This window comes from Limnohabitans sp. Hippo3 (genome assembly GCF_003063665.1).
GTDB lineage: Bacteria > Pseudomonadota > Gammaproteobacteria > Burkholderiales > Burkholderiaceae_C > Limnohabitans_A.
The window spans coordinates 539,428-563,506 of sequence record NZ_NESF01000001.1 but is presented as its reverse complement, the minus strand read 5'-3'; the positions used below and the strand labels follow the sequence as shown (position 1 = coordinate 563,506).

Below are 24,079 nucleotides of genomic sequence, written 5' to 3'. Positions count from 1 at the left end.
CACCCTCGGGTGCCTTGCGCGGGATGCTTCCAAAGCCGTCCGCTTGTCGGGCGGCTTTGGTCTTTTCAGACGTTCATTTCAGGATGTCGCCCATGCAGAGGTATTTGATCTCCACATAGTCGTCCATGCCGTGGTGTGAGCCCTCGCGGCCCAGGCCCGACTGCTTGACGCCACCAAACGGCACATGCTCGGTGGCCAGAATGCCCACGTTGATGCCGACCATGCCGTATTCCAGCGCCTCGCTCACGCGGAAGATGCGACCCACGTCGCGGCTGTAGAAGTAGCTGGCCAGGCCAAACTCGGTGTTGTTGGCCGCAAAGATGGCTTCTTGCTCGGTCTTGAACTTGAAGATGGGCGCAAAGGGGCCAAAGGTTTCTTCCTTGGCGCAGACCATGTCGGCGCTGGCGTCCGCGATCACGGTGGGCTCAAAAAACTGTCCGTCCAGGCGCTTGCCGCCCGCGAGCACACGCCCGCCCTTGGCGATGGCGTCTTTCACATGGCGCTCGACTTTGTCGAGGGCCGAGGGTTCGATCAGCGGGCCCTGGTTCACGCCGTCGGCAAAGCCGTTGCCCACTTTGGCGGTTTTGACCTTGGCCGCGAACTTGGTGGCGAACTCTTCGTAGACCGATTCCTGCACATAAAAACGGTTGGTGCACACGCAAGTCTGGCCCGCATTGCGGTATTTGCTGGCAAAAGCGCCTTCCACGGCGCTGTCGATGTCGGCGTCGTCGAACACGATGAAGGGCGCGTTGCCCCCCAGCTCCAGCGACATCTTCTTGACGGTGGGGGCCGACTGCGCCATCAGGATGCGACCCACCTCGGTGGAGCCTGTGAAGCTGATGTGGCGCACCACGTCGCTGGCGCACAGCACTTTGCCGATGGCGATGCTTTGCGGGCCGTCTGCGGTGATGATGTTGAGCACCCCGGCCGGGATGCCTGCACGGATCGCCAGCTCGGCCGCAGCCAAGGCGGTGAGCGGGGTTTGCTCGGCGGGTTTGATGACCACGGGGCAACCGGCTGCCAGGGCTGGGGCCACCTTGCGGGTGATCATGGCCAGCGGGAAGTTCCAGGGCGTGATGGCCGCGCACACGCCGATGGGCTGCTTGAGCACCAAGAGGCGGCGGTTGTTGTCGAACTGGGGCAGGGTTTCGCCGTTCACGCGCTTGGCCTCTTCGGCGAACCACTCCACAAAACTTGCGCCATAGGCCACTTCGCCACGCGACTCGGCAATCGGCTTGCCGTTTTCTGCGGTCATGAGGCGTGCCAGGTCTTCGGTGTTGGCGATCAAGAGGTCAAACCACTTGCGCAGGATGATGCTGCGCTCTTTGGCGGTCTTGGTTTTCCAGGCGCCCCAGGCGGCGTTGGCGGCGGCAATGGCGGCTTCAGCCTCGGCCGCACCCAGGTTGGCCACGCTGGCCAAATGCCCGCCTGTGGCCGGGTCGGTCACGTCAAAACGCTGGCTGCCCGCGACCCACTGGCCATTGATCAGGGCGTCGGTCTTGAGCAAAGTCGGGTCGTTCAGCAAGGCGAGGGGGGATGTCTTCATGTCCATGGGGTCTCCAAAAGCCCGTGAGACGGGCGCGGGGAAAATTCAAATCCGCAGCTTAGCCTGTGTGAGTGGCCCTGTCTGTCACGAAAGTCGCAAAAACCACGGCGTTTGCGGGGCCGCCGATCTGACCGGTGAGCAAGTAGGGCCTGGCCTCAAATCTATAATGCCCGGTTGCATTGAAAGCCTGAACCACCATGAGCCAAGCCCCCATTTCCGTCGCCGACATCCGCAAGACCTTTTTGGACTTTTTCGAGTCCAAGGGGCACACCGTGGTGGCCTCCAGCCCCTTGGTGCCAGGCAACGACCCGACTTTGATGTTCACCAACTCGGGCATGGTCCAGTTCAAGGACGTGTTTTTGGGCTCGGACAAGCGCTCTTATGTGCGTGCTGCCTCCGTGCAGGCCTGCCTGCGCGCCGGTGGCAAACACAACGACCTGGAAAACGTGGGCTACACCGCCCGCCACCACACCTTCTTCGAGATGCTGGGCAACTGGTCGTTTGGTGACTATTTCAAGCGCGAATCGCTGGAGTGGGCTTGGGAACTGCTGACCCAGGTCTACAAACTGCCCGCCGACAAGCTGTACGCCACCGTTTACATGGAAGACGACGAGGCCCATGGCATTTGGGAAGGCATTTTTGTCAAGGCGGGTTGGACGCCCGAGCGCATCCAGGCCGAAAACCGCATCATCCGCATCGGCGACAACAAGGGCGGCCGCTATAAGAGCGACAACTTCTGGATGATGGCCGACACCGGCCCTTGCGGCCCTTGCTCTGAAATCTTCTACGACCACGGCCCGCACATTCCCGGCGGCCCACCGGGCAGCCCCGACGAAGACGGCGACCGCTTCATCGAGATCTGGAACAACGTGTTCATGCAGTTCAACATGCACGAAGACGGCTCGGTCACACCGCTGCCCGCCCCTTGCGTGGACACGGGCATGGGCCTGGAGCGCTTGGCCGCCATCCTGCAACACGTGCACAGCAACTACGAAATTGACATTTTTGAAGCGCTGATCAAGGCCGCGGCCCGCGAAACCGGCTGCACCGACCTGAACAATAAGTCGCTGCGCGTGATTGCCGACCACATCCGTGCTACCGCGTTTTTGGTGAGCGATGGCGTGGTGCCGAGCAACGAAGGACGTGGTTATGTGCAGCGCCGCATCATCCGCCGCGCCATCCGCCACGGGTATTTGCTGGGCCAGAAAACCCCGTTCTTCCACAAGCTGGTGCCCGATTTGGTCAAGCTCATGGGCGCGGCTTACCCCAATTTGGCCAATCAGGCCGAGCGCATTGCCGATGTCTTGCGTGTGGAAGAAGAGCGTTTCTTCGAGACGCTGCAAAGCGGCATGCAGATTCTGGACGCGGCCCTCGAGGGTGGCGTGAAGGTCTTGCCGGGCGAAGTGGCGTTCAAGCTGCACGACACCTACGGCTTCCCGCTCGACCTGTCGGCCGATGTCTGCCGTGAGCGTGGCTTGAGCGTGGACGAAGCCGGTTTTGCCACGGCCATGGAAAAGCAAAAAGCCCAAGCCCGTGCCGCAGGCAAGTTCAAGATGGACAAGGCCCTGGAGTATTCGGGTGAGGGCAACGACTTTGTGGGTTACGACGCGCTGATGGCCAACGCCAAAGTGCTGGCGCTGTACGCCGACGGCCAGGCCGTGACCGAACTGAAAGCCGGTCAGGCGGGTGTGGTCGTGCTGGACACGACCCCGTTCTATGCCGAGTCGGGCGGTCAGGTGGGCGACCAGGGCATGATCCACAACGCGGGTGGCCAGTTCAACGTGGCCGACACGCTCAAGATCAAGGCCGATGTGTTTGGCCACCACGGTGAATTGAAATCCGGCAGCCTGAAAGTGGGCGACGCGGTGCAGGCCCATGTGGACATGGCCCTGCGTGCCGCCACCGTGCGCAACCACAGCGCCACCCACCTGATGCACAAGGCCTTGCGCGAAGTGCTGGGCAGCCATGTGCAGCAAAAGGGCAGCTTGGTGAATGCCGAGCGCACCCGCTTTGACTTTGCGCACAACGCGCCCGTGACCGACGCCGAGATCCGCGAGATCGAAGCCAAGGTCAATGCCGAAATTTTGGCCAACGCCGCCGCGCAAGCGCGTGTGATGGACATCGAAAGCGCCCAGAAGACTGGCGCGATGATGCTGTTCGGCGAGAAGTACGGCGAGACCGTGCGTGTTTTGGACATTGGCTCTAGCCGCGAACTGTGCGGTGGCACCCACGTCAAGGCCACGGGCGACATTGGCTTGTTCAAGATCGTGGGCGAGGGCGGTGTGGCCGCTGGCGTGCGCCGCATCGAAGCGGTGACCGGTGAAAACGCCTTGGCTTACCTGCAGTCGCTCGAAGACACCGTGACGCAAGCGGCGGGCACGCTCAAGGCCCAGCCGGCCGAGCTGAACAACCGCATCGCGCAGGTGCTCGATCAGGTCAAGGCGCTGGAAAAAGAACTGGCTGCTGCCAAAGGCAAGCTGGCTTCGGCCCAGGGCGACGAGCTGATGACCCAAGCCATTGACATCCAAGGCATCAAGCTTTTGGTGGCCCAGATCGAAGGCGCGGACGCCAAGACCCTGCGCGACACCATGGACAAGCTCAAGGACAAAATGAAAACTGCGGTGATCGTCTTGACCGCTGTGGACGGTGAGAAGGTGCAGATCGCCGCAGGTGTGACGGCCGACACCACAGGCAAGGTCAAAGCGGGCGAGTTGGCCAGCTTTGTGGCGGGCCAAGTGGGCGGAAAAGGTGGCGGCAAGCCCGACATGGCCATGGCCGGCGGCACCAACGCCGCGGCTTTGCCCGCAGCGATGGCCAGTGTTCAGGCTTGGGTGGCCGAGCGGGTTTGAGCCTGCGTGGCCCAGCCTCACTCACAGGCGCAGTTGCTGGCGACTCTCGAACACACGGGCCTGGCCCGTGTGCGGGTCGGTGAACTGCACCGAGTGGGCCAGCAACTGCAAGGGTTGCGCCAGGTTCTCGAGCTCATCTGGCCCCCGCAGCACCGAGGGGTAAAACTGGTCGCCTTCAATCGCAAGCCCCATGGCCATCATGTGCACGCGCAACTGATGGCGTTTGCCTGAAACCGGCTCCAGCTGGTACAGCGCTCGGGCACCTTCGCTGCGCAGCAGGGCGATGCGGGTTTCGCTGTTGGGCTCCCCCGGAACTTCGCACATTTTGAAAAAATGCACCGGGTCTTCGGCCAGGCGGCTGGTGTGCACGCGCGGCAGTGTCAGCTCGGGGCGGTGCAAGGCCACGGCGTGGTAGGTCTTGTGAATGGCGTGTTCCCGAAACAGGGCGTGGTAGGCATCGCGCTCGTGCAGCCGTTTGCCAAACAACACCAGTCCGGCCGTTTCACGGTCAATCCGGTGCAGGGGCACCAGATCGGCCTGGCCGGTCAGGCGCTTGAGTTGCACCAACAGGCATTGCTGCACATAAGGGCCTGACGGCGTCACAGGCATGAAATGTGGCTTGTCGGCCACCAACAGGTGATCGTCCTCGAACACCACCGCTGCTTGTCCAGGCAATGGCGGCTCGTCAGCCACATGGCGGTAATAAAAATAGCGCTCCCCGGCCAGGCAGGGCTGATGGGCCTGGGCGCTTTGCCCACTTTCTTGCAGCACCAGACCCTGGTCCATGCGACGCGCCCATTCGCTGCGCGAGATGCCGGGCATGCGCTGCGCCAGAAAATCGAGCAAATGGGGCCAGTGACCTGCCGGGACGGCCACCACGCTGGCGCTCACGCCATCGCGCATGGGCATTTGGGCCACGCGTCCCGAGCGGGTCATGTCAGACCCGCCGGAACACCAGGTCCCACACGCCGTGGCCGAGCTTGAGTCCCCGGTTTTCAAACTTGGTGAGCGGCCGGTAGTCGGGTTTGGTGGCAAAGCCGTCCGCTGCGGCGCTGGTGTTGGCCAGCAAGGGTTCCGTGCGGAGCACGGCCATCATTTGCTCGGAATAAGGCTGCCAGTCGGTGGCCAGGTGCAGGTAGCCACCGGGCTTGATGTGCTGGGCCAGGCGCTGCACAAAGGGCGCCTGGATCAGGCGACGTTTGTGGTGGCGGCTTTTGTGCCAAGGGTCTGGAAAGAAGATGTGCACGCCGTCCAGGCTGTCCGGGCCGAGCATGTTGTCCATGACCTCGATCGCGTCGTGCTGGACGATGCGGATGTTGCCGATGTGCTCTTCGCCGCAGCGCTTGAGCAAGGCGCCCACACCGGGCTCGTGCACTTCACAGCACAAAAAGTTGTCATCCGGGCGCACCTGCGCGATTTTGGCGGTGGCATCGCCCATGCCAAAACCGATTTCCAGAATCAAGGGGGCACTGCGCCCAAAGGCGGCCTGCACGTCCAGGCGTTCAGCACGGTAGGGGATCAAAAACTGCGGGCCGAATTGCTCAAACGCCCGCACTTGGCCCGAGCCCATGCGCCCGGCCCGCAGCACATAGGTCTTGATGGTGCGCATGAAGGGTGCTTCTTGGGCGTCGGCTGCCGGGGCGGTTGTGGTGTCTTCTGGCGTCGTCATGGGGGCGGGATGTGGGGCAAAGCCTGTGATTATCGCGGGTCCAGGTCCGGGTTGTACTTGGGCTTGGGTGTGCTCAGGCCGCACTGAACGGGTTGACCAGCTTCACCCCGGCCAGCACCTCACCTGTGCCCATGTCCTCGGTGATCAAGACCGAGCATCCCGCAATGTGGGCGCTGGCCACGATCAAGGCGTCCCAATAGCTCAGGGCGTGTTGCTGGTGCATCTGCAGCGCCATGTCGATGGTGTCCGGGGTCACGGCAGCCACATCCAGCTGCCGGTAGCAGTGCAGCTGCTCGCGGATGTGCGTGTGGGACAGGCCCAGCTTGCGCAGGCCGACCTGGATGTACTCGTTCAGGACTTGGGTGGACAGCACGCCCAGCCGTTCAAAGCGCAGGTGGCGCAGCACATCGATGGCGATGCGCTGTTTGCGGGGCTCGTCTGTGCTGTCGGCATAGACCAGCAGGTTGGTGTCGATGAAGCAGCGCGCTTTGGGTAGAGCCAGCAGTTGGCCCCAGGGCGGCGTGGGTTCAGCCGCGATCATGCAGGGCGTCCCGGTCAAACTTCCAGCCTTGCAGGCGACCGCCGCCGCTCAGGCAACGTTGCTCCCAAAGTTGCCACTCGGTGACCTGGCGCTCTTGTCCGGCCAGTTGTTCCAGGTAGTCGCGCACGGCCTGGTTCAGGCTTTTGCCCATTTTGCGGGCCGCTTCGCGTGCGGATTCGGCGACGCGCTCGTCGACGGACAGAGTGATGTTCATGGTGGGCCTCCCTTAAAGGTGCATGGTGGCTGTGCAACAGCAGAACACGCATTCATAAATTCACACATATTATGTGTGAATCGGGGCTCTGGCGCAAATGTATGCCCTCATGGGGGAGCCTTGGCCCTCAGCTGCTCGGTCCAAAGTGACAAGGCTTGCGTGGGGGCGAGGTGCGCGGGTGCCGCAGTCAGCCCAAGCACCTGCGCCGCAGCGTTCAGCGCGGCCAAGACAGCTTGTGGGGTTTGCAAATCCAGCGCTTGGGCCCCGTTTTGTTTGCTGAGCTTTTCGCCGTTGGCACCCAGCACCAGAGGGGTGTGCAGGTACTGGGGCGTGGGCAGGCCCAAGGCGCGTTGCAGCACGATTTGCCGTGCCGTGTTGTCGGCCAGGTCCTGACCGCGCACCACATGGGTGATGCCTTGCGCGGCGTCGTCCACCACCACTGCCAGCTGGTAAGCCCACAAGCCATCGGCGCGGCGCAGCACAAAGTCGCCGACTTCCTGGCTCACGTTTTGCTGTTGCGGCCCCAGGCGGCGGTCGCGCCAATGCGTGACGGCGGGCAAGCCCAGTGCGGCTTGCACGGCCTGCACATTCAGCCGCCAGGCGCGGGCGGGTTTGCCCCTCAGACCGTTTCGGCAGGTGCCGGGGTAGACGGCGGCGCTGTGCCGGACCACGGCTTGGGCCGATTCGATCTCTTTACGCGAGCAGCCGCAGGGGTAGGCCCAGCCTTGTTCCACCAGGGTTTGCAAGGCGGCAGCGTAGTGCTCGCCGCGCTGGCTTTGCCACAGCACGGGGCCGTCGGGCTGCAGGCCGCAGGCTGCCAGTTGCTGCAAGATCGCCTGGTCGGCCCCCGGCACGCAGCGGGGTGTGTCCACATCTTCGATGCGTACGAGCCAGCGGCCGCCGTGGGCGCGGGCATCGAGCCAGCTGGCCAGCGCCGCCACCAGCGAGCCGGCATGCAAAAGGCCGGTTGGCGAGGGCGCAAACCGGCCTGTGTAGGGGCTCCCCATGGGTGATCAGCGTTTCTTGAGCACCGCCAAAGCCAGCTCCAGGCCCGAGACAAAAGCGTCTTCAACCCGGTGGCCCAGGCACCAGTCGCCGCACAGGCCAATGCCCTGGTCCTTGAACCACAGGTGGCTTTCGCCCAAGGGCTGTGCGGTTTTGGCATACAGCCAGCGGTGTACCTCGGCATGGGCCGGGGTGGCGCGAATGCCGGTGATCTCGGCAAAGGCCTTGATCAGCTTGCCGGTGATGCGTTCGGCCGAGTCGTTGACGTGCTCGGCAGACCAGGGGGCGCTGGCCTGCACGGTCCAGCGCTCGATGCGCTCGCGCCCGGGTTTGGACGATTCGCGGGCCATCCAGGCGATGCGGTGATGCGTGCTGCGGGCCGCGTTCCATTGTGGGCCGAGGGTGATGAGGCCTGGCTGCACAGCCTGCGGATAGGCCAGCATCAGCGTCCAGCAAGGGTCCACGCGGACCTCTTTCAGGGGATCGGCCAAGGCGCTCAGACCGGACGTCTTGAGCAAGGCGGTCGCCTGGGCGGGGGGGATGGCCAAGATCACTTTGTCGAAACCGGCATAAATGTGCTGTCCGCCGTCATCGCTTTCGGTGTGCAGTTGCCAACCGTTCTTCTTCATCGGGTCGGTCGTGATTTGCGTGACCCGGGTTTGCAACTGCACATTGCCGTCTTCCACCAGGGGCGCGGCCCAGGCTTTGACCAGACCGTTCATCCCGGGCATGGCCACCCAGTGGCGCTCGCCGCCGGGCAGACCGGCTTCGATCACACGGCCGTTCGGGTCGAGCACGCGCACGGCGTTGGCGCTCCAGGGTTTGCATACCCCTGGCGCGGTGCCGATGGCCAGCTCAAAACGAGGGTCGCGCACGGTGAAGTACTGCGCCCCATGGTCAAAGCTGCCAAAGGCGCTGGCGCGGGTGGACATGCGGCCTCCGAGGCCTCGGCTTTTCTCGAACAAGGTGACGTTGTGTCCGGCTTGGCGCAGTGTGCGTGCGCAAGTGACGCCGGCCATGCCGACGCCGATGATGGCGATGTGTTGTGTGGTCATGGAGCCACTTTAGCCGAGAAAAGCTGTGGGATGTTGACTGGGCGGGTTATTACCAACGGACTTCAAAGTGCTTGCCGCAATGCCTGACGAGTTGTGGCTTTTTCCAGCTGGGCCGTCCACCACAGCAGGGCGTGACCCGCAGGGCTCAGGCGGCTGTCGCGCCAGGCTGCGTGCACCGTGCTCAGGCGGGACTGGTCTGTGCGCTTGATCACCAGCATGCCTTGCTGCGCATAGGGCGCGGCCAGGCTTTGGGGCAAAAAGCCAGCGCCTAAACCGCGCAGTTGCGCTTGCAGTTTGCTGGGCATGTCGGGCACGGTGAACACATCCTGACCGCCTTGCAGCCCCACCGTCAGGCCACTGCCGCGTTGCACCGAGTCGGCCACGGCCACCATGCGGTGCTGCACCAGCTGGGCATTGCTTAAGGGTTCGGCCGCCTGGGCCAAGGGGTGCTGGGGTGCCACAGCAAACACAAAAGGCACTTCACCCAGCGCCATGTGCTGAATGTCTGCGGCCATGTGCTGGTCCAGCGCCACGCCCAAGGCCAGATCGGCTTGCCCGGAGGTCAAGGCGGCCATGGTACCGGACAATGTTTCGTGTCGGATGCGCAAGCGGGTCGGGCTGTTGAGCGCCAGAAAGGCCTCACACAAATCCATCACCACGCTGCGCGAAATGATGCTGTCCACCGCCACCGTCAACACCGCTTCCCAACCCGTGGCCACCCGCTTGACCCGGTTGGCCACGGCGTCGATGTCTTGCAGCAAGCGACCTGCTTCGCGCAGCAACTCTTGCCCGGCTGCGGTGGGCCTGGCTTGGCGCGAGCTGCGGTCAAACAACAGCACGTCCAGCGCGTCTTCGAGCTGCCGCACCCGGTAGGTCAGGGTGCTGGGCACCAGGTTCAGCTTACGGGCGGCGGCGGCAAAACTGCCTTGTTCGTCGATGGTTTGCAGCATGAACAGGGCGTCGGGCGTGAGCCAATCTTTGGGGCTTTGCATGGTGGGCTTATCTTAATTCAAATTATTCGAATGCTGGCAGCAAACGAATTGCACCTATCTGGGCCATGCCGTCTTTAAAGTTAACCCATCGCATCCAGGAGAACCTCATGCTGACCCTTCGCAAATCCCATGAACGCGGCTACGCCGACCACGGCTGGCTGAAATCGTTCCACAGCTTTTCTTTTGCCAACTACTTCGACCCGGCCCACATGGGTTTTGGCAACCTGCGCGTCATCAACGAAGACCGCATCGCGCCCGGCACCGGCTTTGGCACACACGGTCACCGCGACATGGAAATCATCAGCTACGTGCTGTCGGGCAACCTGGCCCATCAGGACAGCATGGGCAATGTGAAAGGCATTCCACCCGGCGATGTGCAGCGCATGAGTGCCGGCTCTGGCGTGCGCCACAGCGAGTTCAACCACGCCAAGGGCCAAGAGACGCACTTCTTGCAAATCTGGATCGAACCGAATGTGACGGGCATTGACCCGGGGTACGAGCAAAAAACCGTGCCCGAAGCGGTCAAACGTGGCCAGCTGGCGCTGGTGGCGGCCCCGGATGCCAATGAGCACACCGTCAAAATTCACGCCGATGCCCGCATGTACGCCGGTCTGTTCGATGGCACAGAAACGGCGCAACTGAGTCTGGACCCGACCCGCAAGGCCTATGTGTTTTTGGTACGCGGCCGCTTGCAGGTCAATGGCCAGGCATTGCAGGCCGGTGATGCGGCCATGCTGCAAGGCGAATCGGCCTTGGCGCTGAACCAGGGCCAGAACGCCGAAGTGCTGGTGTTTGACTTGGCCCCCTGATTTTCTCAACCCTTCTTTTCAACCTGTCCTTTCAACCCAGGAGTTTTTTCATGGCTAAAACTGTTGTTGTTTTCCATTCCGGCTACGGCCACACCCAGCGCGTGGCCCAGTTCGTGGCGCAAGGCGCGAACGCCCAAACCGTGACCATCGACGCCGACGGCAACATCACCGACGCCGATTGGGCGACACTGGACGCGGCCGACGCCATCATCTTCGGCTCGCCCACCTACATGGGCATGGCTTCGTGGCAGTTCAAGAAATTCGCCGACGCCACCTCCAAGCGTTGGTTCACCAGCGCCTGGAAAGACAAAGTCGCAGGCGGCTTCACCATCTCGGCCAGCCCCAGCGGCGACAAGCTTTCGACCATCCAGTACTTCATCACCTTGGCCATGCAGCAAGGCATGGTGTGGGTGGGTCAGCCTGCCATGAACGACGGCACCATCAACCGCATCGGCTCCAACTCCGGCGTGATGGCCCAAGTCGGCCCGACCAGCCCTGCCGAAGACATCCCCCAGGGCGATCTGGACACCGCCAAAGCCTACGGCGAGCGCGTCGCCGCAGTCGCTGCCAAGCTGCGCGGCTGACAGGCCCTTTGTGTGAAGTCGCCCCTGCGGCCGAATGGTGGTGTGGCATGAGCGCCCGAGCCAGACCAGCCATTCGCGAGCAGGGGCTCGCTCCCACTCGGTAGTTGAGGGCTTGTCCCTGTAGGAGGTCGCCCCTGCGGCCGACAGTTGCGCCGCTCGGTTAGCATGAGGTGATGAAAATCATCTCTATGCTGCCCTGGGCCGATTGGCTGGCACTGTTTTCTTTTTTTGCTTTGTGGGTGGGCTACGCTTGGTTTGCCCGCATTCGCGGCAAGCGCGACCAAAGCCTGATCGCCACCACCAACAAGTACCGTCAAAAGTGGATGCTCCAAACCACGGCGCGTGATCCGCGCATGCTCGATGGTTTGATTACCCAGAATCTTTCTCAAACACCGGCGTTTTTTTCATCGACCAGCATCATCATCATCGGTGGTCTGTTTGCTTTGTTGGGCACCACCAACAAAGCGGCGGAGCTGGTGGGCGAAATCCCCTTTGCCCAGCCCACGCCCTTGCTGGTGTTTGAGCTGAAAATTTTGGTGCTGGTGGGCATTTTTGTGTACGCCTTTTTCCGGTTTTCTTGGTCCATGCGGCAGTACACCTTTGTCGCCCTGATCATCGGCAGCATGCCGCCGCCAGAATCTTTTGCCAGCGGTGAGTCAGATCGCGAACACTACGCGCAGCGGGCGGGCAATATGGTCAGCGCCGCCGCCGAGACTTTCAACGATGGTTTGCGGGCCTATTACTTTTCTTTTGCGGCGATGGCCTGGTTTTTCTCGCCGTTGGCCCTGGTCTTGGGGACAGCTTTGGTGGTGCTGATTTTGTATGGGCGCGAATTCCGCTCAGACGTGTTGCAGGTCTTGCGCGACTGAATACGAATACCTTCGGCTGCAGGGGCAGCCTACCACAAGAGCCAGCCACCCACAGATAGGCATAACTTCTGCCGTAGGGTAACCTTCTACAATGACAGGCTATGTTCGTCCACCTGCGCCTTCACACCGAATTCTCCGTCGTTGACTCCACTTGCCGCATCGACGATGTGGTCAAGATCGCGGCCAAAGACGCCCAGCCTGCGCTGGCCATCACCGACCTGAACAACCTGTTCGGCACGGTCAAGTTTTACAAGGAAGGGCGAGGCAAGGGGGTCAAGCCCATCGTCGGCGCAGAGATCAACCTCGAAGGCCTGGGGGGCGACGCCGGGGCCACCAGCCGGGTGGTGCTCTTGGTGCAAAACCACCCAGGCTACCTGAACCTTTGCGAGCTGCTGGCTCGTGCCTGGACGCAAAACATCGTCAAAGGCGTGGCGGTGGTCAAGCTGGCCTGGCTCAAGGAATTGTCCGACGGCTTGATTTTGCTCTCGGGTGCGCAAGCCGGCCCGGTGGGCCAGGCCATCGTGCAGGGTGACACCCACAAGGCGGCCGACGTGGCGCTGCAGCTGGGCTCGATCTTTCCGCACCGTTTCTACCTGGAGCTGCAACGCGCAGGCCGGCCGGATGACGAGCCGCAGGTAGCGGGTGCTGTGGCACTGGCTGCGCGTTTGGGTTTGCCCGTGGTGGCCACGCACCCGGTGCAGTTCCATACGGCCGAAGATTACGAGGCGCACGAAGCGCGGGTCTGCATTTCCGAAGGCGAAATCCTGGCCAACCCCCGCCGGGTGCGCCGCTTTACACGCGAGCAGTATTTCAAGTCCTCAGAGCAAATGTGTGCCTTGTTTGCCGATGTGCCCAGCGCGATTGCCAACACCCTGGAAATCGCCAAGCGCTGCAACCTGACTTTGGTGCTGGGCAAGCCGCAGCTGCCCAATTTCCCTATCCCCCCCGTCAATGGCGTGGTCATGTCGGTGGACGAGTATTTCCGTCACGTCTCGCACGAGGGCCTGAAAGAGCGCCTCATCCACTTGTACCCCGACGAGGCCAAGCGCGAAGCCGAGCGCCAGCGGTATGTCGATCGGCTGGAGTTTGAGCTGAACACCATCCTGAAGATGGGCTTTCCGGGCTACTTCCTCATCGTGGGCGACTTCATCCAGTGGGCCAAGAACAACGGCTGCCCCGTGGGCCCGGGCCGGGGTTCGGGCGCGGGCTCGCTGGTGGCCTATGCGCTCAAGATCACCGATCTGGACCCGCTGCAATACAACCTGCTGTTTGAGCGCTTTTTGAACCCGGAGCGGGTGTCGATGCCCGACTTTGACATCGACTTTTGCCAGACCAACCGGGACCGCGTGATCGATTACGTGAAGGACAAATACGGGCGCGACGCGGTCAGTCAGATCGCCACCTTCGGCACCATGGCCGCGCGTGCCGCCATCCGCGATGTGGGCCGGGTTCTGGACATGAGCTACACCTTTTGCGATGGCATCAGTAAGCTCATCCCCAACAAGCCTGGCATGTCGGTCACGCTACAGTACCCACCCGCCACGCCCAAAGAGGGCGACAAGAACAACTACGCGATTGCGATGGAGCCGATCCTGGCCGAGCGCATCGAGCGAGAAGAGGACGTGAAGACCCTGATCGAGCTGGCGCAAAAGCTCGAAGGCATGACCCGCAATGTGGGCATGCACGCCGGGGGCGTGCTGATCGCGCCGGGTAAGTTGACCGACTTTTGCCCGCTCTACCAGCAGCCCGGCAGCGAATCGGCCGTGAGTCAGTACGACAAGGACGACGTGGAAGCGGCGGGCCTGGTGAAGTTCGACTTTTTGGGCTTGGCCACCCTCACCATTTTGGAGATCGCCCGCGAATTCATCATGAAGCGGCACAAAGGCCAGGAGAACTTCGCCTTTGAAAACATCCCGCTCGATGATGCGGCGACCTACAAACTTTTTGCAGACGGCAAGACCGAGGCCGTGTTCCAGTTTGAAAGCCGCGGCATGCAAGGCATGCTGCGCGACGCCCGCCCCAGCCGCCTCGAAGACCTGATTGCGCTGAACGCGCTCTACCGCCCAGGCCCCATGGACCTGATCCCCAGCTTTGTGGCGCGTAAACATGGGCGCGAAGTGGTGGAGTACCCACACCCGGCGGTGGCCGAGATGCTGAGCGAGACCTACGGCATCATGGTCTACCAGGAGCAGGTGATGCAGACGGCGCAGATCCTGGGTGGCTATTCGCTCGGCGGCGCGGACTTGCTGCGCCGGGCCATGGGCAAGAAAAAGGCCGAAGAAATGGCCGAGCACCGCGAGAAGTTCCGCGCGGGCGCTTTGGCCACCCACGGCATCCCGCAGGACAAGGCCGATGAAGTCTTTGACCTGATGGAAAAGTTCGCGGGCTACGGCTTCAACAAATCGCACGCCGCCGCTTATTCTCTGTTGGCTTACCACACGGGTTGGCTCAAGGTGCACTACACCGCCGAGTTCTTCTGCGCCAACATGACGGTGGAGATGGACGACACCGACAAGCTCAAGGTGCTGCACGAGGACGCGCTCAAGTTCGGCATCCGCTTTGACCCGCCGGACGTGAACCGCGGCACGCACCGCTTTGAGCCCGTCACCGATAAAGTGATCCGCTACGGCCTGGGTGCCATCAAAGGCACGGGCCAGCAGGCGATCGAGGCGATTGTGGCGGCCCGCGAACAAGGCGGCCCGTTCACCAGCCTGTTTGACTTCGCGGTGCGTGTGGACCGCACCCGCATTAATAAACGCACGGTGGACGCGCTCATCAAAGCAGGAGCTTTTGACTCGCTGCACATGAACCGCGCCGCCTTATCGGCCAGCATCGACAAAGCCTTCGAGTTTGCTGCCGCCACCGTGGCCAACGCCAACCAAGGCGGCCTGTTCGACATGTTGGGCGACGACTCGCACGGCTCCAGCACGCAAGAGCCCGAGCTGGTCGAGGTCATGCCCTGGGGCATCAAGGAGCGCTTGCTGCTCGAAAAAACCGCCGTCGGCTTTTTCTTGTCCGGTCATTTGTTCGACGCGGTGGAGCGGGAAGTGCGCCAGTTTGCCCGCCGCAAAATCGACGACCTGATCGACAGCCGCGAGCCTCAGCTTTTGGCGGGCATCGTGAGCGATTTGCGCATCATCAACGGCCAGCGTGGCAAGGTGGCCATCTTCAAGCTCGACGACAAATCGGGCGTGATGGAAGCCACGGCCGACGAAGCCTTGATCAACTCGGCCAAGCATTTGCTCAAAGACGACGAACTGATCATCGTCACGGCCAAGATGCAGGCCGACCGGTTTTCTGGCGGCTTCAGGCTCAAAATCGAGCAGATCATGGACCTGGGCGCTGCCCGTTGCCGCTACGGAAAATACCTGCGCGTGGCGGTGAATGGCCGTGCGCCCGACATCGCCCGCATCGTCAAAGAGTTCCCCGCGCAACGCGAGCAAACCGAGCAGGGTGACCTGGTGCGCGGCCTGCCCGTGCGCCTGGTGCTGGAGCGCAGCAACGACCAACTGGTGGCCCGCGCCGAGCTGGCGCTGGGCGAAGCCGCCAAATTTTTCCCCACCGACGCGGCCCTGGCCAGCTGGATGGCGCAAGCCGATCAGGGGCAGGCGCGGATCGTGTACGACTGATCCTCCCATACTTCAAGGACCTCCTCATGAAAGCAGCCTGGTACACCCAAAACGGCGAAGCCCAAGATGTGATGCAGGTGGGTGAATTGCCCACGCCCAGCCCGCAAGCGGGCGAGGTGCTGGTACGCTTAGCCTGCTCGGGCGTTAACCCGTCCGACGTCAAATCGCGCCGGGCCAGGCCGCTGACCGACTCGCTGGTCGTGCCGCACAGCGACGGCGCGGGTGTGATCGAAGCCGTGGGCGAGGGCGTGTCGCCCGAGCGCGTGGGGCAACGTGTGTGGGTGTGGAATGGCCAATGGCAGCGCCCCATGGGCACCTGCGCCCAATTCATCGCCTTGCCGGATGCGCAAGCCGTGGCCTTGCCCGATGGCGTCGACTTTGCGGCTGGGGCTTGTATGGGCATTCCCGGTTTGACGGCTGTGCAGGCGGTCATTCTGGCGGAGCGCTTGGCGGGTGATTTGCGTGGGCAAACAGTTTTGGTCACCGGGGCCTCATCGGCTGTGGGCCATTACATCAGCCAGATGGTGTGCATGGCCGGTGGCCGCGTGATCGGCACCGTGGGCTCTGAAGCCAAAGCGGCACACGCCCGGGCAGCAGGCATGCAAGATGCGATTTTTTACAAGACCGAGTCGGTCCCTGATCGCGTCAAAGCGCTCACGCAAGGGCGGGGTGCCGACGTCATCATCGACATGGATTTCTCGACCACCGCCCGATGGGCCGCCGAAGGCGCTTTGGCCCCGCATGGCCAAGTGGTGTGCTACGGCTCCAATGCGCTGGAAGTCAGCTTGCCGTTTCGCCCCTGGTTGTTCCAGTCCATGGGCGTGAAGTTCTTTCTGGTCTATGAGCTGACGCCCGCTGACCGAAAGCATGCGGTTACACGCCTGTCAGAAATGCTGGCGCAAAACAAGCTGCAACACAGCATTGGGGCACGTTTCACACTCAGTCAAATTGCCGAGGCCCACCGCGCCGTGGAAGCGGGGCAGACGGTGGGCAATGTCGTGATTGACTTGTGAGTCAGGATTTCTGGCGGTTCAATCCAGCGGCCTGAACCCCAGCACGATCACAGGCGGCACCCGGCCGTCGCTGTCTTTGGGGAAGACTTCTGTTTTGTCGATGGCCCGCAGCACGGCGTCGTCCCAGGCTTTGTTGCCACTGGTCTGCACGATGCGGCGGCTCAGGATGGTGCCGTCGGGGCTGACTTTGACTTCGACCTCGGCACGCGGGTTGCCCACCACATCGCCGGGGTAGGTGATGTTGGGCTTGATGCGGCCTACCAGGCGGCCCGCATAGCTGGCCGATGGGCCCGATGATTTGAGTGCGGTGCCTGTGGCGTTTTCGCCGCCCGATGCGCCAGCCATGCCTTGCATGCGCTTGAGGTTTTCCTGGCGCAAGGCATCTGCACGCGCTGCATCGGCTTTGTCGGCCTTGGCTTTTTCTGCGGCTTTCTTCTTGTCGCGTTCTTTCTCTTCTTGCGCTTTTTTCTCTTTGGCGAGCTTTTCTTTTTCAAGCTCTTTGCGCCGGGTTTCGGCTTTTTCTTTCTCAGCCTTGGCTTTTTCTTGGGCTGCTTTTTCTCTCTCGGCTTTCAGCTTTTCAGCCTTCTCGGCTTCTTTTTTCTTGTCCAGCTGTTTTTGCTTTTCGAGTGCGATTTGCGCGTCGCGGCGCTCCAGCGCGGGGTCGGGCTGTGGTGGCGTGGGTTTGACGGGCTCGGGCTTGGGCGCAGGCTGGGGCTCGGGGTCTGGTTCTGGCGGGGGTTCTTGCAGTTTGGGGGCCGCCGCTTGCGGTGTGGCGGACCACAGTTCAGCTTCGGCTTGCACGGTTTGCGGCTGGGTTTTCCAAGCGGTGGCCAAGCCCGGGGCCAGAAACAACAAGGCGTGCGCCACCCCGGCCACGACCCAGGCGCGACCCGCGCCCGGTTGTGCCGGTGGCGCAAACTCGAGGTGTGGCGTCGCCTTGGCGTTCAAACCCGTGTCCCTGCTCAAGGTGCCAGTTGAACCGACAGGCCTACACGAGCGATGCCCGCGCGTTGCAGGCTGTCCATGACTTGCACCACGGTTTCGTATTTGACGGTGCGGTCGGCGCTGATGACCACGGCGGTGTTTTGCTCGTCGCCGACCAGGCGTTTCACGCTGGCCGCCACGCTGGGCAGGGTGGCGCTGTCGGTTTTGCCCTCGCTCACCAGCTCCAGCCGCTCGTCTTTCTGGATCACGATCTGGATGACTTTGTCGGGTTGTTTGGCAGCTTTGCCCACGCTGGGCAGGTCCACCATGCTGGGCGTGATCATGGGCGCAGTCACCATGAAGATGATGAGCAGCACCAACATCACGTCGATGAAGGGCACCATGTTGATTTCGGCGATGGTGCGGCGACCACGGCCCCGGGATGACACAGCGGGCATGGCGGTCCTTTCAGTGGCCCGAGGCCGAGCAGTTGGCCCCGCCGAGACTGCGCTGCAGGATGTTGGAGAACTCTTCGATGAAGGTTTCCAGCTTGATGGCGATGCGGTCCACGTCGTGCGAGAAGCGGTTGTAGGCGAGCACCGCCGGGATGGCCGCAAACAGGCCAATGGCGGTGGCCACCAGCGCTTCGGCAATGCCGGGGGCCACGGTGGCCAGGGTCACTTGCTGCAAGCTGGCCAAGCCTGTGAAGGCGTGCATGATGCCCCAAACGGTGCCAAACAAACCAACATAAGGCGAGATGGAGCCGACCGAGGCGAGAAAGGCCAGTTGCGATTCGGCCACGTCCATTTCGCGCTGGAAGCTGGCCCGCATGGCGCGGCGTGCACCGTCGAGCAGGGTGCCTGCATCGCTGATGTGGCGTTCGCGCAGTTTTTGGTATTCGCGCATGCCGCTGGCAAAGATGCGCTCCATGGGGCCAGACAGCTTGGCGTTTTGGCTGGCCGCGTTGAACAGCTCGTTGAGGCTGGTGCCCGACCAAAACACGCGCTCAAACTCTTCGTTGAGGTTTTTGATGCGTTTGATGGCGGTGAGCTTGCGCACGATGGCGGCCCAGCTGGCCACCGAAATGCTGATCAAAATGAGCACCACCAGTTGCACGACAAAACTGGCGTGCAGCAGCAGCGAGACGATGGACATGTCTTGGTTCATTTCAGGGCTTCCAGAACGGGGGCCGGGATGCGGCCAGGTTTCAGGGTGTGGCTGTCGACCCAGCCCAAGCGAATCGTGCCTTCGGCCAGGAGTCGATCGGCTTGGCCCGCTGTGCGCAGGTAGGCACGCTGGGCAATGGTCAGGCTGGCTTTGCCGCCGCTTTGCAGCTCGGCGGTCACCACCAGGGTGTCGTCCAGGCGGGCGGGCGAGTGGTATTTGACGGCCGTCTCACTCACGACAAACATGCCACCCGATTCGTCGCGCAACACCTGCTGGCCAAAGCCCAGGGCGCGCAGCCACTCTGTGCGGGCACGCTCAAAAAATTTGAGGTAGTTGGCATAGAACACGATGCCGCCCGCGTCGGTGTCTTCCCAATAGATGCGGATGGGGTGTTCAAAAACGCTGGGGCTCACGTTGCTGCTGTTCATGGCTGCAACCAGGTTTTTAGGCGGGCGATGGCGGTTTGCAGCTCTGCCATCGAGTTGGCGGTGGAAAAGCGCACAAAGCGGCCAGTCTGGTCGGTGCCAAAGTCGCGCCCGGGCGTGATGGCCACATGGGCGTGTTCGAGCGCGGCAAAGGCAAAGTCCCAGCTGTCTTTCAGGCCCAGTTTTTGGCAGGCGGCGCTGCAGTCGGCCCAGGCGTAAAACGCGCCATCAGGGGCCACGGGCACGTTCAGGCCCAGCGCGTTCAGGGCCGGGATGAAGTAGTCGCGCCGCGCCTTGAACTCTGCGCGGCGGCGTTCGTATTCGGCCAGGCTCTCAGCCTCAAAGCAGGCCAAGGCAGCTTGCTGCGCCACGGTGCTGGCACAGATAAACAGGTTTTGCGCCAGGCGCTCCAGCACGGGCGTGAGCTGCTCGGGCACCACCAGCCAGCCCAGGCGCCAGCCGGTCATGTTGAAGTATTTGCTGAAGCTGTTGATGCTGATGACGTCGTCGCCCAAGGCCAGGGCGCTTTGGCCGAACTGGTCGTCGTGGCTCAGGCCCAGATAAATCTCGTCGATCAGGGTGATGCCGCCGTGGTTGCGCACCACGTCGATGATTCGGGCCAGCTCAGCCGGGTCAATGGACGTCCCCGTGGGATTGGAGGGCGACGCCAGCAAAACACCACGCGTTTTGGGGCCCCATGCAGCGGCCACTTTGGCGGCGCTCAACTGAAAGCGCTCTTCGGCCGTGGTGGGCAGCAAGACCGCCGTGCCCTCAGCCGCGCTCACGAAGTGGCGGTTGCAGGGGTAGCTCGGGTCGGGCATGAGGATTTCATCGCCCCGGTCGATCAGTGCCAGGCAGGCCAATTGCAAAGCCGCCGATGCGCCTGCGGTGACCACGATGCGGCTGGCGGGCACTTGCACGCCAAAGCGCTGCGCGTACCAGCCGCTGATGGCTTGCCGCAGGGCGTCCAGGCCCAGTGCGGGGGTGTATTGGGTGTGGCCGGATTGGATAACCGCCTGTGCGGCTTGTTGCACCCGGGGCGGGGCGGTGAAATCGGGCTCGCCGATGTTCAAAAACACCACAGGCCGGTCGGTGTGAGCGACCTCGCGGGCTTTTTGCGAAGCGGCTTTGGCCACCTCCATCACCCAAAAGGGCTCGATCCGCTCGGCTCGCTCAGAGATGCGCATGGGGTCTGGGGTCTTGGGGTTTGCTTCTGGGATATGGGGTTTATTTGGCGCGGCCGGATTGGCGGTCGGCCTGCACCTCGGCGCTGCGCAGCTCGGGCGCCAGACCGTTCAGCACGGCGTTCACATATTTGTGGCCGTCGGTGCCGCCAAAGTCCTTGGCCAGTTCGATGCATTCGTTAAGCACCACGCGCCAAGGCACGTCGAGGCAGTGCTGCATTTCGTAGACGCCGATCCACATGATGGCCCGCTCGACGGGGGAGATTTCGGCAAAGTTGCGGTCCAGCTTGGGCGCGATCAAGGCGTCCAGTGCCTGGGCCTGTTCGACACAGCCGTACAGCAGGGCGTCGTAATGGGCCGAGTCGGCTTTGTGAAAGCCCGACAGGTCGCGTGTGAAGACATCGATGTCAGCCGCTTCGTTGCGGCCCACCAGGTGCTGGTAAAGCGCCTGCAGCGCGAATTCACGCGAGCGGCTGCGGGCGGGCTTGGCGGAGGATTTGCGCGTACCAGCAGCAGGCTTTTGGCCTGCGTCGGTGCTGCCCGGTGTGGGGGTGGCTTCGCTCATCGGGTGGTCTCTTCGTCGTCCAACTCGTCGGCCAACTCGGCCATGTCGGCCGACAGGTCATCCATGATGCAGGCCATCTCGACCGCCACGCGGGCTGCGTCACGGCCTTTTTCGGTCTGGCGCACGATGGCTTGTTCCAGGTTTTCGGTGGTCAGGATGGCGTTGGCGATCGGCAGGTTGTAGTCGAGTGCCACGCGGCTCACACCCGCGCCGGATTCGTTGGCCACCAGCTCGAAGTGGTAAGTCTCGCCACGGATGATGCAGCCCAGCGCGATCAAGGCGTCGTATTCGGCTCGCTCGGCCATGGCCTGTAGGGTCACGGGCACTTCCAAAGCGCCGGGCACCATGACGTGGTCGATGCTGGTCACGCCCAGGGCTTCGAGTTCTTCGATGCAGGCTTTGGCCAGGGCGTTGGTGATATCTTCGTTGAAGCGGGCCTGCACGATGCCGATGTGCAGAAATTGGCCGTCGAGTTCTTCGGCCTGGCCTTTGTTGGCTTCGAGCATGGTTATTCCTTGGGGATGTAAGCGGTGATTTCGAGGCCGTAGCCGGTCATGCTGGGCATGCGGCGGGGCTGGCCCATGAGGCGCATTTTGTGCACGCCGCATTCGCGCAGGATTTGTGCGCCCACGCCGTAGGTGCGCAGGTCCATCTTGCCGCGCTCGGGCGCTTGAGCCGAGCGGGCGCGGCCTTCAAACTGGGCCAGCAATTGGTCGGCCGATTCGCCGCAGTTGAGCAGCACCGCCACGCCGCAGCCTTGGGCGTTGATGTAGCTGAGGCTCGCGTCCAGACTCCAGGAGTGCATGGCGCGGTTGACTTCGAGGGCGTCGAGCACCGACAGCGGCTCGTGCACGCGCACGGCCACTTCTGCGTCGGCCGACCATTGGCCTTTGACCAGGGCCAGGTGCACGGTCTGGCTGGGTTGGTCGCGGAAGGCGTGGGCGGTGAATTCGCCATGCGCGGTTTGCAGTGTGCGACTGCCGATGCGCTCGACGAGCGATTCGTTGCGGCTGCGGTACTCGATCAAGTCGGCAATCGTGCCGATTTTCAGGCCGTGTTCGGCCGCGAAGATTTGCAAATCGGGCAGGCGGGCCATGGTGCCGTCGTCTTTCATGATCTCGCAGATCACGGAAGAGGGGCTGCATCCGGCCATCGCAGCCAGGTCGCAACCGGCTTCGGTGTGGCCCGCACGCATGAGCACGCCGCCGTCTACGGCTTGCAGCGGGAAGATGTGGCCGGGCTGCACCAGGTCGGTCGGCTGGCTGGTCTTGGCCACGGCCACTTGCACCGTGCGGGCACGGTCAGCGGCCGAGATGCCGGTGGTCACGCCTTCGGCGGCTTCAATGGAGACAGTAAACGCCGTGCTGTACACGGTGCCGTTGCGCGCGGCCATGGGCGGCAGCTTCAAGAATTCGCAGCGCTCGCGGGTGAGCGTGAGGCAAATCAGACCCCGACCGAAGCGGGCCATGAAGTTGATGGCTTCGGGCGTGACGTGGTCCGAGGCCAGGACCAGGTCGCCTTCGTTTTCGCGGTCTTCTTCGTCGACCAGGATCACGATGCGACCGGCTTTCATCTCGGCCACGATCTCTTCGACGGGCGAAATCGCCACGGGGGTCAGTTGTGCGGGCACGTTCATGCGGTGTCTTTCTGGACCAGGCCTGCGCTGAGCATGCGCTCCACATAGCGGGCCACGGTGTCGATTTCGAGGTTGACCCGGCTGCCCGCTTGGAGGCTGCCGAGGGCGGTGTTGTCCACGGTGTGGGGGATCAGGTTGATGCTGATCTCGCAGCCCTCAGCCAGATCGGCCACGCGGTTGACGGTGAGGCTGACGCCATTGACGGTGATCGAGCCTTTGTAGGCGAGGTATTTGGCCAGGGTGTGCGGCGCCAGGATGCGCAGCTCCCAGCTTTCACCGATCTGCTCGAAATGGCTGATGTGGCCCACGCCGTCCACATGACCGGACACGATGTGCCCGCCCAGGCGGTCGTGGGCGCGCAGCGCTTTTTCGAGGTTGACGGTGCCTTCTCTGTCCAGGCCGCTGGTTTTGGCCAGCGATTCGGCCGAGATGTCGATGGTGAACTGACGGCTCTCGGGGTTGAAGGTGGTGACGGTCATGCAAGCGCCATTGAGGGCGATGCTGTCGCCCAGGCCCACATCGTCAAGGTACCCGGCGGGGGCCTCGATGGTGAGGCGCTTGCCGTGGTGTAAAGAGCGACCCAGGTCGTGGATGGCGACGATTCGCCCCACGCCGGTGATGATTCCGGTGAACATAGCCGTGTATTTTCGCAGGTAAAGAGGGTGAATCGGGACGGTTGGCAACAAAAAAGCCCACAGGCGCTCGGCTGCCGGCCGCCAAGTTGGAGATCAGGGTAAACCAAGGCACGAAGGCCACAAGGCTGTGCCTAGAATGTTGCGTTGCAGCAGATTTTTCAATTGCAGTGTCCCCGCAGGAGTTTTCATTGCCGGTCAAGCCCCAAGCCAAGTCGACCCCGTCAGCCCCCAGCGCCTCGGTGCCCAACGCTGTGCGCACCATCAAGAAGTACCCCAACAGGCGCTTGTACGACACGCAAACCTCCACCTATGTGACCTTGGCCGAGATCAAGAAGCTGGTCATGGCGGCAGCCCCCATGGTGGTGGTGGACGCCAAAACCGGTGAAGATCTGACGCGTTCCATCTTGCTGCAGATCATTCTGGAAGAAGAATCCGCAGGCGTGCCTATGTTCAGTGAGGCGGTGTTGTCCAACATCATCCGCTTTTATGGCCACGCCATGCAGGGCCACATGGGCTCTTATTTGGAAAGCCATGTCCAGTCCTTCATGGACTGGCAAAGCAAGCTGGGCGAGTCCAGCCCGGCCCTCAGCCCGGAGGTGTGGGCGCAGTTCATGCAGTGGCAAACGCCTTTGATGCAGAACATGTTTTCCGGCCTGGCCAATCCCTCGCAAAACGTCATGGCTCAAATGCAGGAGCAGATGCAAAAGCAGATCCAGAAGAACACCGAGCAGCTCTTGGGTGTGATGGGTTTAAGGACTTGATGGGCTC

General features: G+C 62.6%; 24 protein-coding genes. 7 read left to right on the top strand and 17 right to left on the bottom strand.

Annotated elements, in window-relative coordinates; translation table 11 throughout:
- Positions 1-73: 73 nt before the first annotated feature.
- Positions 74-1,552: an NAD-dependent succinate-semialdehyde dehydrogenase gene (locus tag B9Z34_RS02620; RefSeq protein WP_108426532.1), complete on the bottom strand. Its 1,479-nt coding sequence runs from the start codon at positions 1,550-1,552 to the stop codon at positions 74-76.
- Between the two features lie 191 nt (positions 1,553-1,743).
- Here B9Z34_RS02620 and alaS point away from each other — a divergent pair, with 191 nt between their 5' ends.
- Entirely contained in the window at positions 1,744-4,395 is a 2,652-nt protein-coding gene (gene alaS, locus B9Z34_RS02615) for an alanine--tRNA ligase (RefSeq protein ID WP_108426531.1), read from the top strand.
- A gap of 21 nt (positions 4,396-4,416) precedes the next feature.
- Here alaS and B9Z34_RS02610 read toward each other — a convergent pair whose 3' ends face one another.
- From B9Z34_RS02610 to B9Z34_RS02580, 7 genes are all read right to left on the bottom strand, one after another.
- The gene (locus B9Z34_RS02610; RefSeq protein ID WP_108426530.1) at positions 4,417-5,331 is read right to left on the bottom strand and encodes a pseudouridine synthase; all 915 of its coding nucleotides are present in this window, start codon (positions 5,329-5,331) and stop codon (positions 4,417-4,419) included.
- A gap of 1 nt (position 5,332) precedes the next feature.
- Positions 5,333-6,064 (bottom strand): tRNA (guanosine(46)-N7)-methyltransferase TrmB, encoded by a 732-nt coding sequence (gene trmB, locus B9Z34_RS02605; RefSeq protein ID WP_108426529.1) that lies wholly within the window; start codon positions 6,062-6,064, stop codon positions 5,333-5,335.
- Between the two features lie 73 nt (positions 6,065-6,137).
- On the bottom strand, positions 6,138-6,605 hold the full coding sequence (locus tag B9Z34_RS02600; protein ID WP_108426528.1) for a PIN domain-containing protein: 468 nt from the start codon (positions 6,603-6,605) through the stop codon (positions 6,138-6,140).
- The gene (locus B9Z34_RS02595) at positions 6,592-6,819 is read right to left on the bottom strand and encodes a DUF6364 family protein (protein ID WP_108426527.1); all 228 of its coding nucleotides are present in this window, start codon (positions 6,817-6,819) and stop codon (positions 6,592-6,594) included. Before B9Z34_RS02595 ends, B9Z34_RS02600 begins: the two co-directional genes overlap by 14 nt.
- A gap of 107 nt (positions 6,820-6,926) precedes the next feature.
- On the bottom strand, positions 6,927-7,826 hold the full coding sequence (gluQRS, locus tag B9Z34_RS02590; protein WP_108426526.1) for a tRNA glutamyl-Q(34) synthetase GluQRS: 900 nt from the start codon (positions 7,824-7,826) through the stop codon (positions 6,927-6,929).
- A gap of 6 nt (positions 7,827-7,832) precedes the next feature.
- A complete protein-coding gene (locus B9Z34_RS02585) occupies positions 7,833-8,879 on the bottom strand; it encodes an NAD(P)/FAD-dependent oxidoreductase (protein WP_108426525.1) in 1,047 nt (348 codons plus the stop codon).
- Between the two features lie 62 nt (positions 8,880-8,941).
- Positions 8,942-9,871, bottom strand: coding sequence for a LysR family transcriptional regulator (locus B9Z34_RS02580; RefSeq protein ID WP_108426524.1), 930 nt, complete (start codon positions 9,869-9,871; stop codon positions 8,942-8,944).
- A gap of 107 nt (positions 9,872-9,978) precedes the next feature.
- Here B9Z34_RS02580 and B9Z34_RS02575 point away from each other — a divergent pair, with 107 nt between their 5' ends.
- The 5 genes from B9Z34_RS02575 to B9Z34_RS02555 all read left to right on the top strand — a co-directional run bounded on the left by B9Z34_RS02575 (position 9,979) and on the right by B9Z34_RS02555 (position 16,775).
- The gene (locus B9Z34_RS02575; protein ID WP_108426523.1) at positions 9,979-10,680 is read left to right on the top strand and encodes a pirin family protein; all 702 of its coding nucleotides are present in this window, start codon (positions 9,979-9,981) and stop codon (positions 10,678-10,680) included.
- 50 nt (positions 10,681-10,730) lie between these two features.
- A complete protein-coding gene (locus tag B9Z34_RS02570; RefSeq protein ID WP_108426522.1) occupies positions 10,731-11,264 on the top strand; it encodes a flavodoxin family protein in 534 nt (177 codons plus the stop codon).
- 173 nt (positions 11,265-11,437) lie between these two features.
- Positions 11,438-12,133 carry a DUF599 domain-containing protein gene (locus tag B9Z34_RS02565; RefSeq protein WP_108426521.1) on the top strand — a complete coding sequence of 232 codons (696 nt, stop codon included), beginning with the start codon at positions 11,438-11,440 and terminating at the stop codon, positions 12,131-12,133.
- Positions 12,134-12,234: 101 nt separating this feature from the next.
- On the top strand, positions 12,235-15,762 hold the full coding sequence (dnaE, locus tag B9Z34_RS02560) for a DNA polymerase III subunit alpha (protein WP_108426520.1): 3,528 nt from the start codon (positions 12,235-12,237) through the stop codon (positions 15,760-15,762).
- A gap of 26 nt (positions 15,763-15,788) precedes the next feature.
- A complete protein-coding gene (locus B9Z34_RS02555) occupies positions 15,789-16,775 on the top strand; it encodes an NADPH:quinone reductase (RefSeq protein WP_108426519.1) in 987 nt (328 codons plus the stop codon).
- Between the two features lie 18 nt (positions 16,776-16,793).
- Here the strand turns inward: B9Z34_RS02555 and tolA are convergent, their stop codons facing one another.
- From tolA to B9Z34_RS02510, 9 genes are read right to left on the bottom strand one after another with little or no spacing between them, the layout of a single operon-like run.
- The gene (gene tolA / locus B9Z34_RS02550; RefSeq protein ID WP_108426518.1) at positions 16,794-17,723 is read right to left on the bottom strand and encodes a cell envelope integrity protein TolA; all 930 of its coding nucleotides are present in this window, start codon (positions 17,721-17,723) and stop codon (positions 16,794-16,796) included.
- Between the two features lie 14 nt (positions 17,724-17,737).
- Positions 17,738-18,157 carry a biopolymer transporter ExbD gene (locus B9Z34_RS02545; protein WP_108426517.1) on the bottom strand — a complete coding sequence of 140 codons (420 nt, stop codon included), beginning with the start codon at positions 18,155-18,157 and terminating at the stop codon, positions 17,738-17,740.
- A 10-nt stretch (positions 18,158-18,167) separates the two neighbouring features.
- Positions 18,168-18,866: a protein TolQ gene (tolQ, locus tag B9Z34_RS02540; RefSeq protein WP_108426516.1), complete on the bottom strand. Its 699-nt coding sequence runs from the start codon at positions 18,864-18,866 to the stop codon at positions 18,168-18,170.
- Positions 18,863-19,294: a YbgC/FadM family acyl-CoA thioesterase gene (locus tag B9Z34_RS02535; RefSeq protein ID WP_108426515.1), complete on the bottom strand. Its 432-nt coding sequence runs from the start codon at positions 19,292-19,294 to the stop codon at positions 18,863-18,865. The genes tolQ and B9Z34_RS02535 overlap by 4 nt, the downstream gene beginning before the upstream one ends.
- Entirely contained in the window at positions 19,291-20,478 is a 1,188-nt protein-coding gene (locus B9Z34_RS02530) for a pyridoxal phosphate-dependent aminotransferase (protein ID WP_108426514.1), read from the bottom strand. Before B9Z34_RS02530 ends, B9Z34_RS02535 begins: the two co-directional genes overlap by 4 nt.
- A gap of 40 nt (positions 20,479-20,518) precedes the next feature.
- Complete coding sequence (gene nusB / locus B9Z34_RS02525) at positions 20,519-21,040, bottom strand: transcription antitermination factor NusB (RefSeq protein WP_108426513.1); 522 nt, start codon at positions 21,038-21,040, stop codon at positions 20,519-20,521.
- Positions 21,037-21,546 carry a 6,7-dimethyl-8-ribityllumazine synthase gene (gene ribH, locus B9Z34_RS02520; RefSeq protein ID WP_108426512.1) on the bottom strand — a complete coding sequence of 170 codons (510 nt, stop codon included), beginning with the start codon at positions 21,544-21,546 and terminating at the stop codon, positions 21,037-21,039. The genes nusB and ribH overlap by 4 nt, the downstream gene beginning before the upstream one ends.
- 2 nt (positions 21,547-21,548) lie before the next feature.
- Positions 21,549-22,676 carry a bifunctional 3,4-dihydroxy-2-butanone-4-phosphate synthase/GTP cyclohydrolase II gene (gene ribBA / locus B9Z34_RS02515; protein ID WP_108426511.1) on the bottom strand — a complete coding sequence of 376 codons (1,128 nt, stop codon included), beginning with the start codon at positions 22,674-22,676 and terminating at the stop codon, positions 21,549-21,551.
- Positions 22,673-23,311 carry a riboflavin synthase gene (locus B9Z34_RS02510; protein ID WP_108426510.1) on the bottom strand — a complete coding sequence of 213 codons (639 nt, stop codon included), beginning with the start codon at positions 23,309-23,311 and terminating at the stop codon, positions 22,673-22,675. The genes ribBA and B9Z34_RS02510 overlap by 4 nt, the downstream gene beginning before the upstream one ends.
- A 188-nt stretch (positions 23,312-23,499) precedes the next feature.
- Between B9Z34_RS02510 and phaR the strand changes: the two genes are divergently transcribed.
- A complete protein-coding gene (gene phaR, locus B9Z34_RS02505; RefSeq protein WP_233249381.1) occupies positions 23,500-24,072 on the top strand; it encodes a polyhydroxyalkanoate synthesis repressor PhaR in 573 nt (190 codons plus the stop codon).
- Positions 24,073-24,079 lie beyond the last annotated feature (7 nt).

Coding starts and splice junctions, on each gene's coding strand:
- B9Z34_RS02600 (WP_108426528.1), bottom strand. CDS start 6,605: ATGATCGCGGCTGAACCCACGCCGCCCTGGGGCCAACTGCTGGCTCTA.
- B9Z34_RS02595 (WP_108426527.1), bottom strand. CDS start 6,819: ATGAACATCACTCTGTCCGTCGACGAGCGCGTCGCCGAATCCGCACGC.
- B9Z34_RS02545 (WP_108426517.1), bottom strand. CDS start 18,157: ATGCCCGCTGTGTCATCCCGGGGCCGTGGTCGCCGCACCATCGCCGAA.
- B9Z34_RS02565 (WP_108426521.1), top strand. CDS start 11,438: ATGAAAATCATCTCTATGCTGCCCTGGGCCGATTGGCTGGCACTGTTT.
- tolQ (WP_108426516.1), bottom strand. CDS start 18,866: ATGAACCAAGACATGTCCATCGTCTCGCTGCTGCTGCACGCCAGTTTT.
- B9Z34_RS02555 (WP_108426519.1), top strand. CDS start 15,789: ATGAAAGCAGCCTGGTACACCCAAAACGGCGAAGCCCAAGATGTGATG.
- nusB (WP_108426513.1), bottom strand. CDS start 21,040: ATGAGCGAAGCCACCCCCACACCGGGCAGCACCGACGCAGGCCAAAAG.
- B9Z34_RS02585 (WP_108426525.1), bottom strand. CDS start 8,879: ATGACCACACAACACATCGCCATCATCGGCGTCGGCATGGCCGGCGTC.
- trmB (WP_108426529.1), bottom strand. CDS start 6,064: ATGACGACGCCAGAAGACACCACAACCGCCCCGGCAGCCGACGCCCAA.
- B9Z34_RS02575 (WP_108426523.1), top strand. CDS start 9,979: ATGCTGACCCTTCGCAAATCCCATGAACGCGGCTACGCCGACCACGGC.
- B9Z34_RS02530 (WP_108426514.1), bottom strand. CDS start 20,478: ATGCGCATCTCTGAGCGAGCCGAGCGGATCGAGCCCTTTTGGGTGATG.
- B9Z34_RS02580 (WP_108426524.1), bottom strand. CDS start 9,871: ATGCAAAGCCCCAAAGATTGGCTCACGCCCGACGCCCTGTTCATGCTG.
- B9Z34_RS02610 (WP_108426530.1), bottom strand. CDS start 5,331: ATGACCCGCTCGGGACGCGTGGCCCAAATGCCCATGCGCGATGGCGTG.
- gluQRS (WP_108426526.1), bottom strand. CDS start 7,826: ATGGGGAGCCCCTACACAGGCCGGTTTGCGCCCTCGCCAACCGGCCTT.
- B9Z34_RS02535 (WP_108426515.1), bottom strand. CDS start 19,294: ATGAACAGCAGCAACGTGAGCCCCAGCGTTTTTGAACACCCCATCCGC.
- B9Z34_RS02510 (WP_108426510.1), bottom strand. CDS start 23,311: ATGTTCACCGGAATCATCACCGGCGTGGGGCGAATCGTCGCCATCCAC.
- dnaE (WP_108426520.1), top strand. CDS start 12,235: ATGTTCGTCCACCTGCGCCTTCACACCGAATTCTCCGTCGTTGACTCC.
- B9Z34_RS02620 (WP_108426532.1), bottom strand. CDS start 1,552: ATGGACATGAAGACATCCCCCCTCGCCTTGCTGAACGACCCGACTTTG.
- ribBA (WP_108426511.1), bottom strand. CDS start 22,676: ATGAACGTGCCCGCACAACTGACCCCCGTGGCGATTTCGCCCGTCGAA.
- B9Z34_RS02570 (WP_108426522.1), top strand. CDS start 10,731: ATGGCTAAAACTGTTGTTGTTTTCCATTCCGGCTACGGCCACACCCAG.
- alaS (WP_108426531.1), top strand. CDS start 1,744: ATGAGCCAAGCCCCCATTTCCGTCGCCGACATCCGCAAGACCTTTTTG.
- ribH (WP_108426512.1), bottom strand. CDS start 21,546: ATGCTCGAAGCCAACAAAGGCCAGGCCGAAGAACTCGACGGCCAATTT.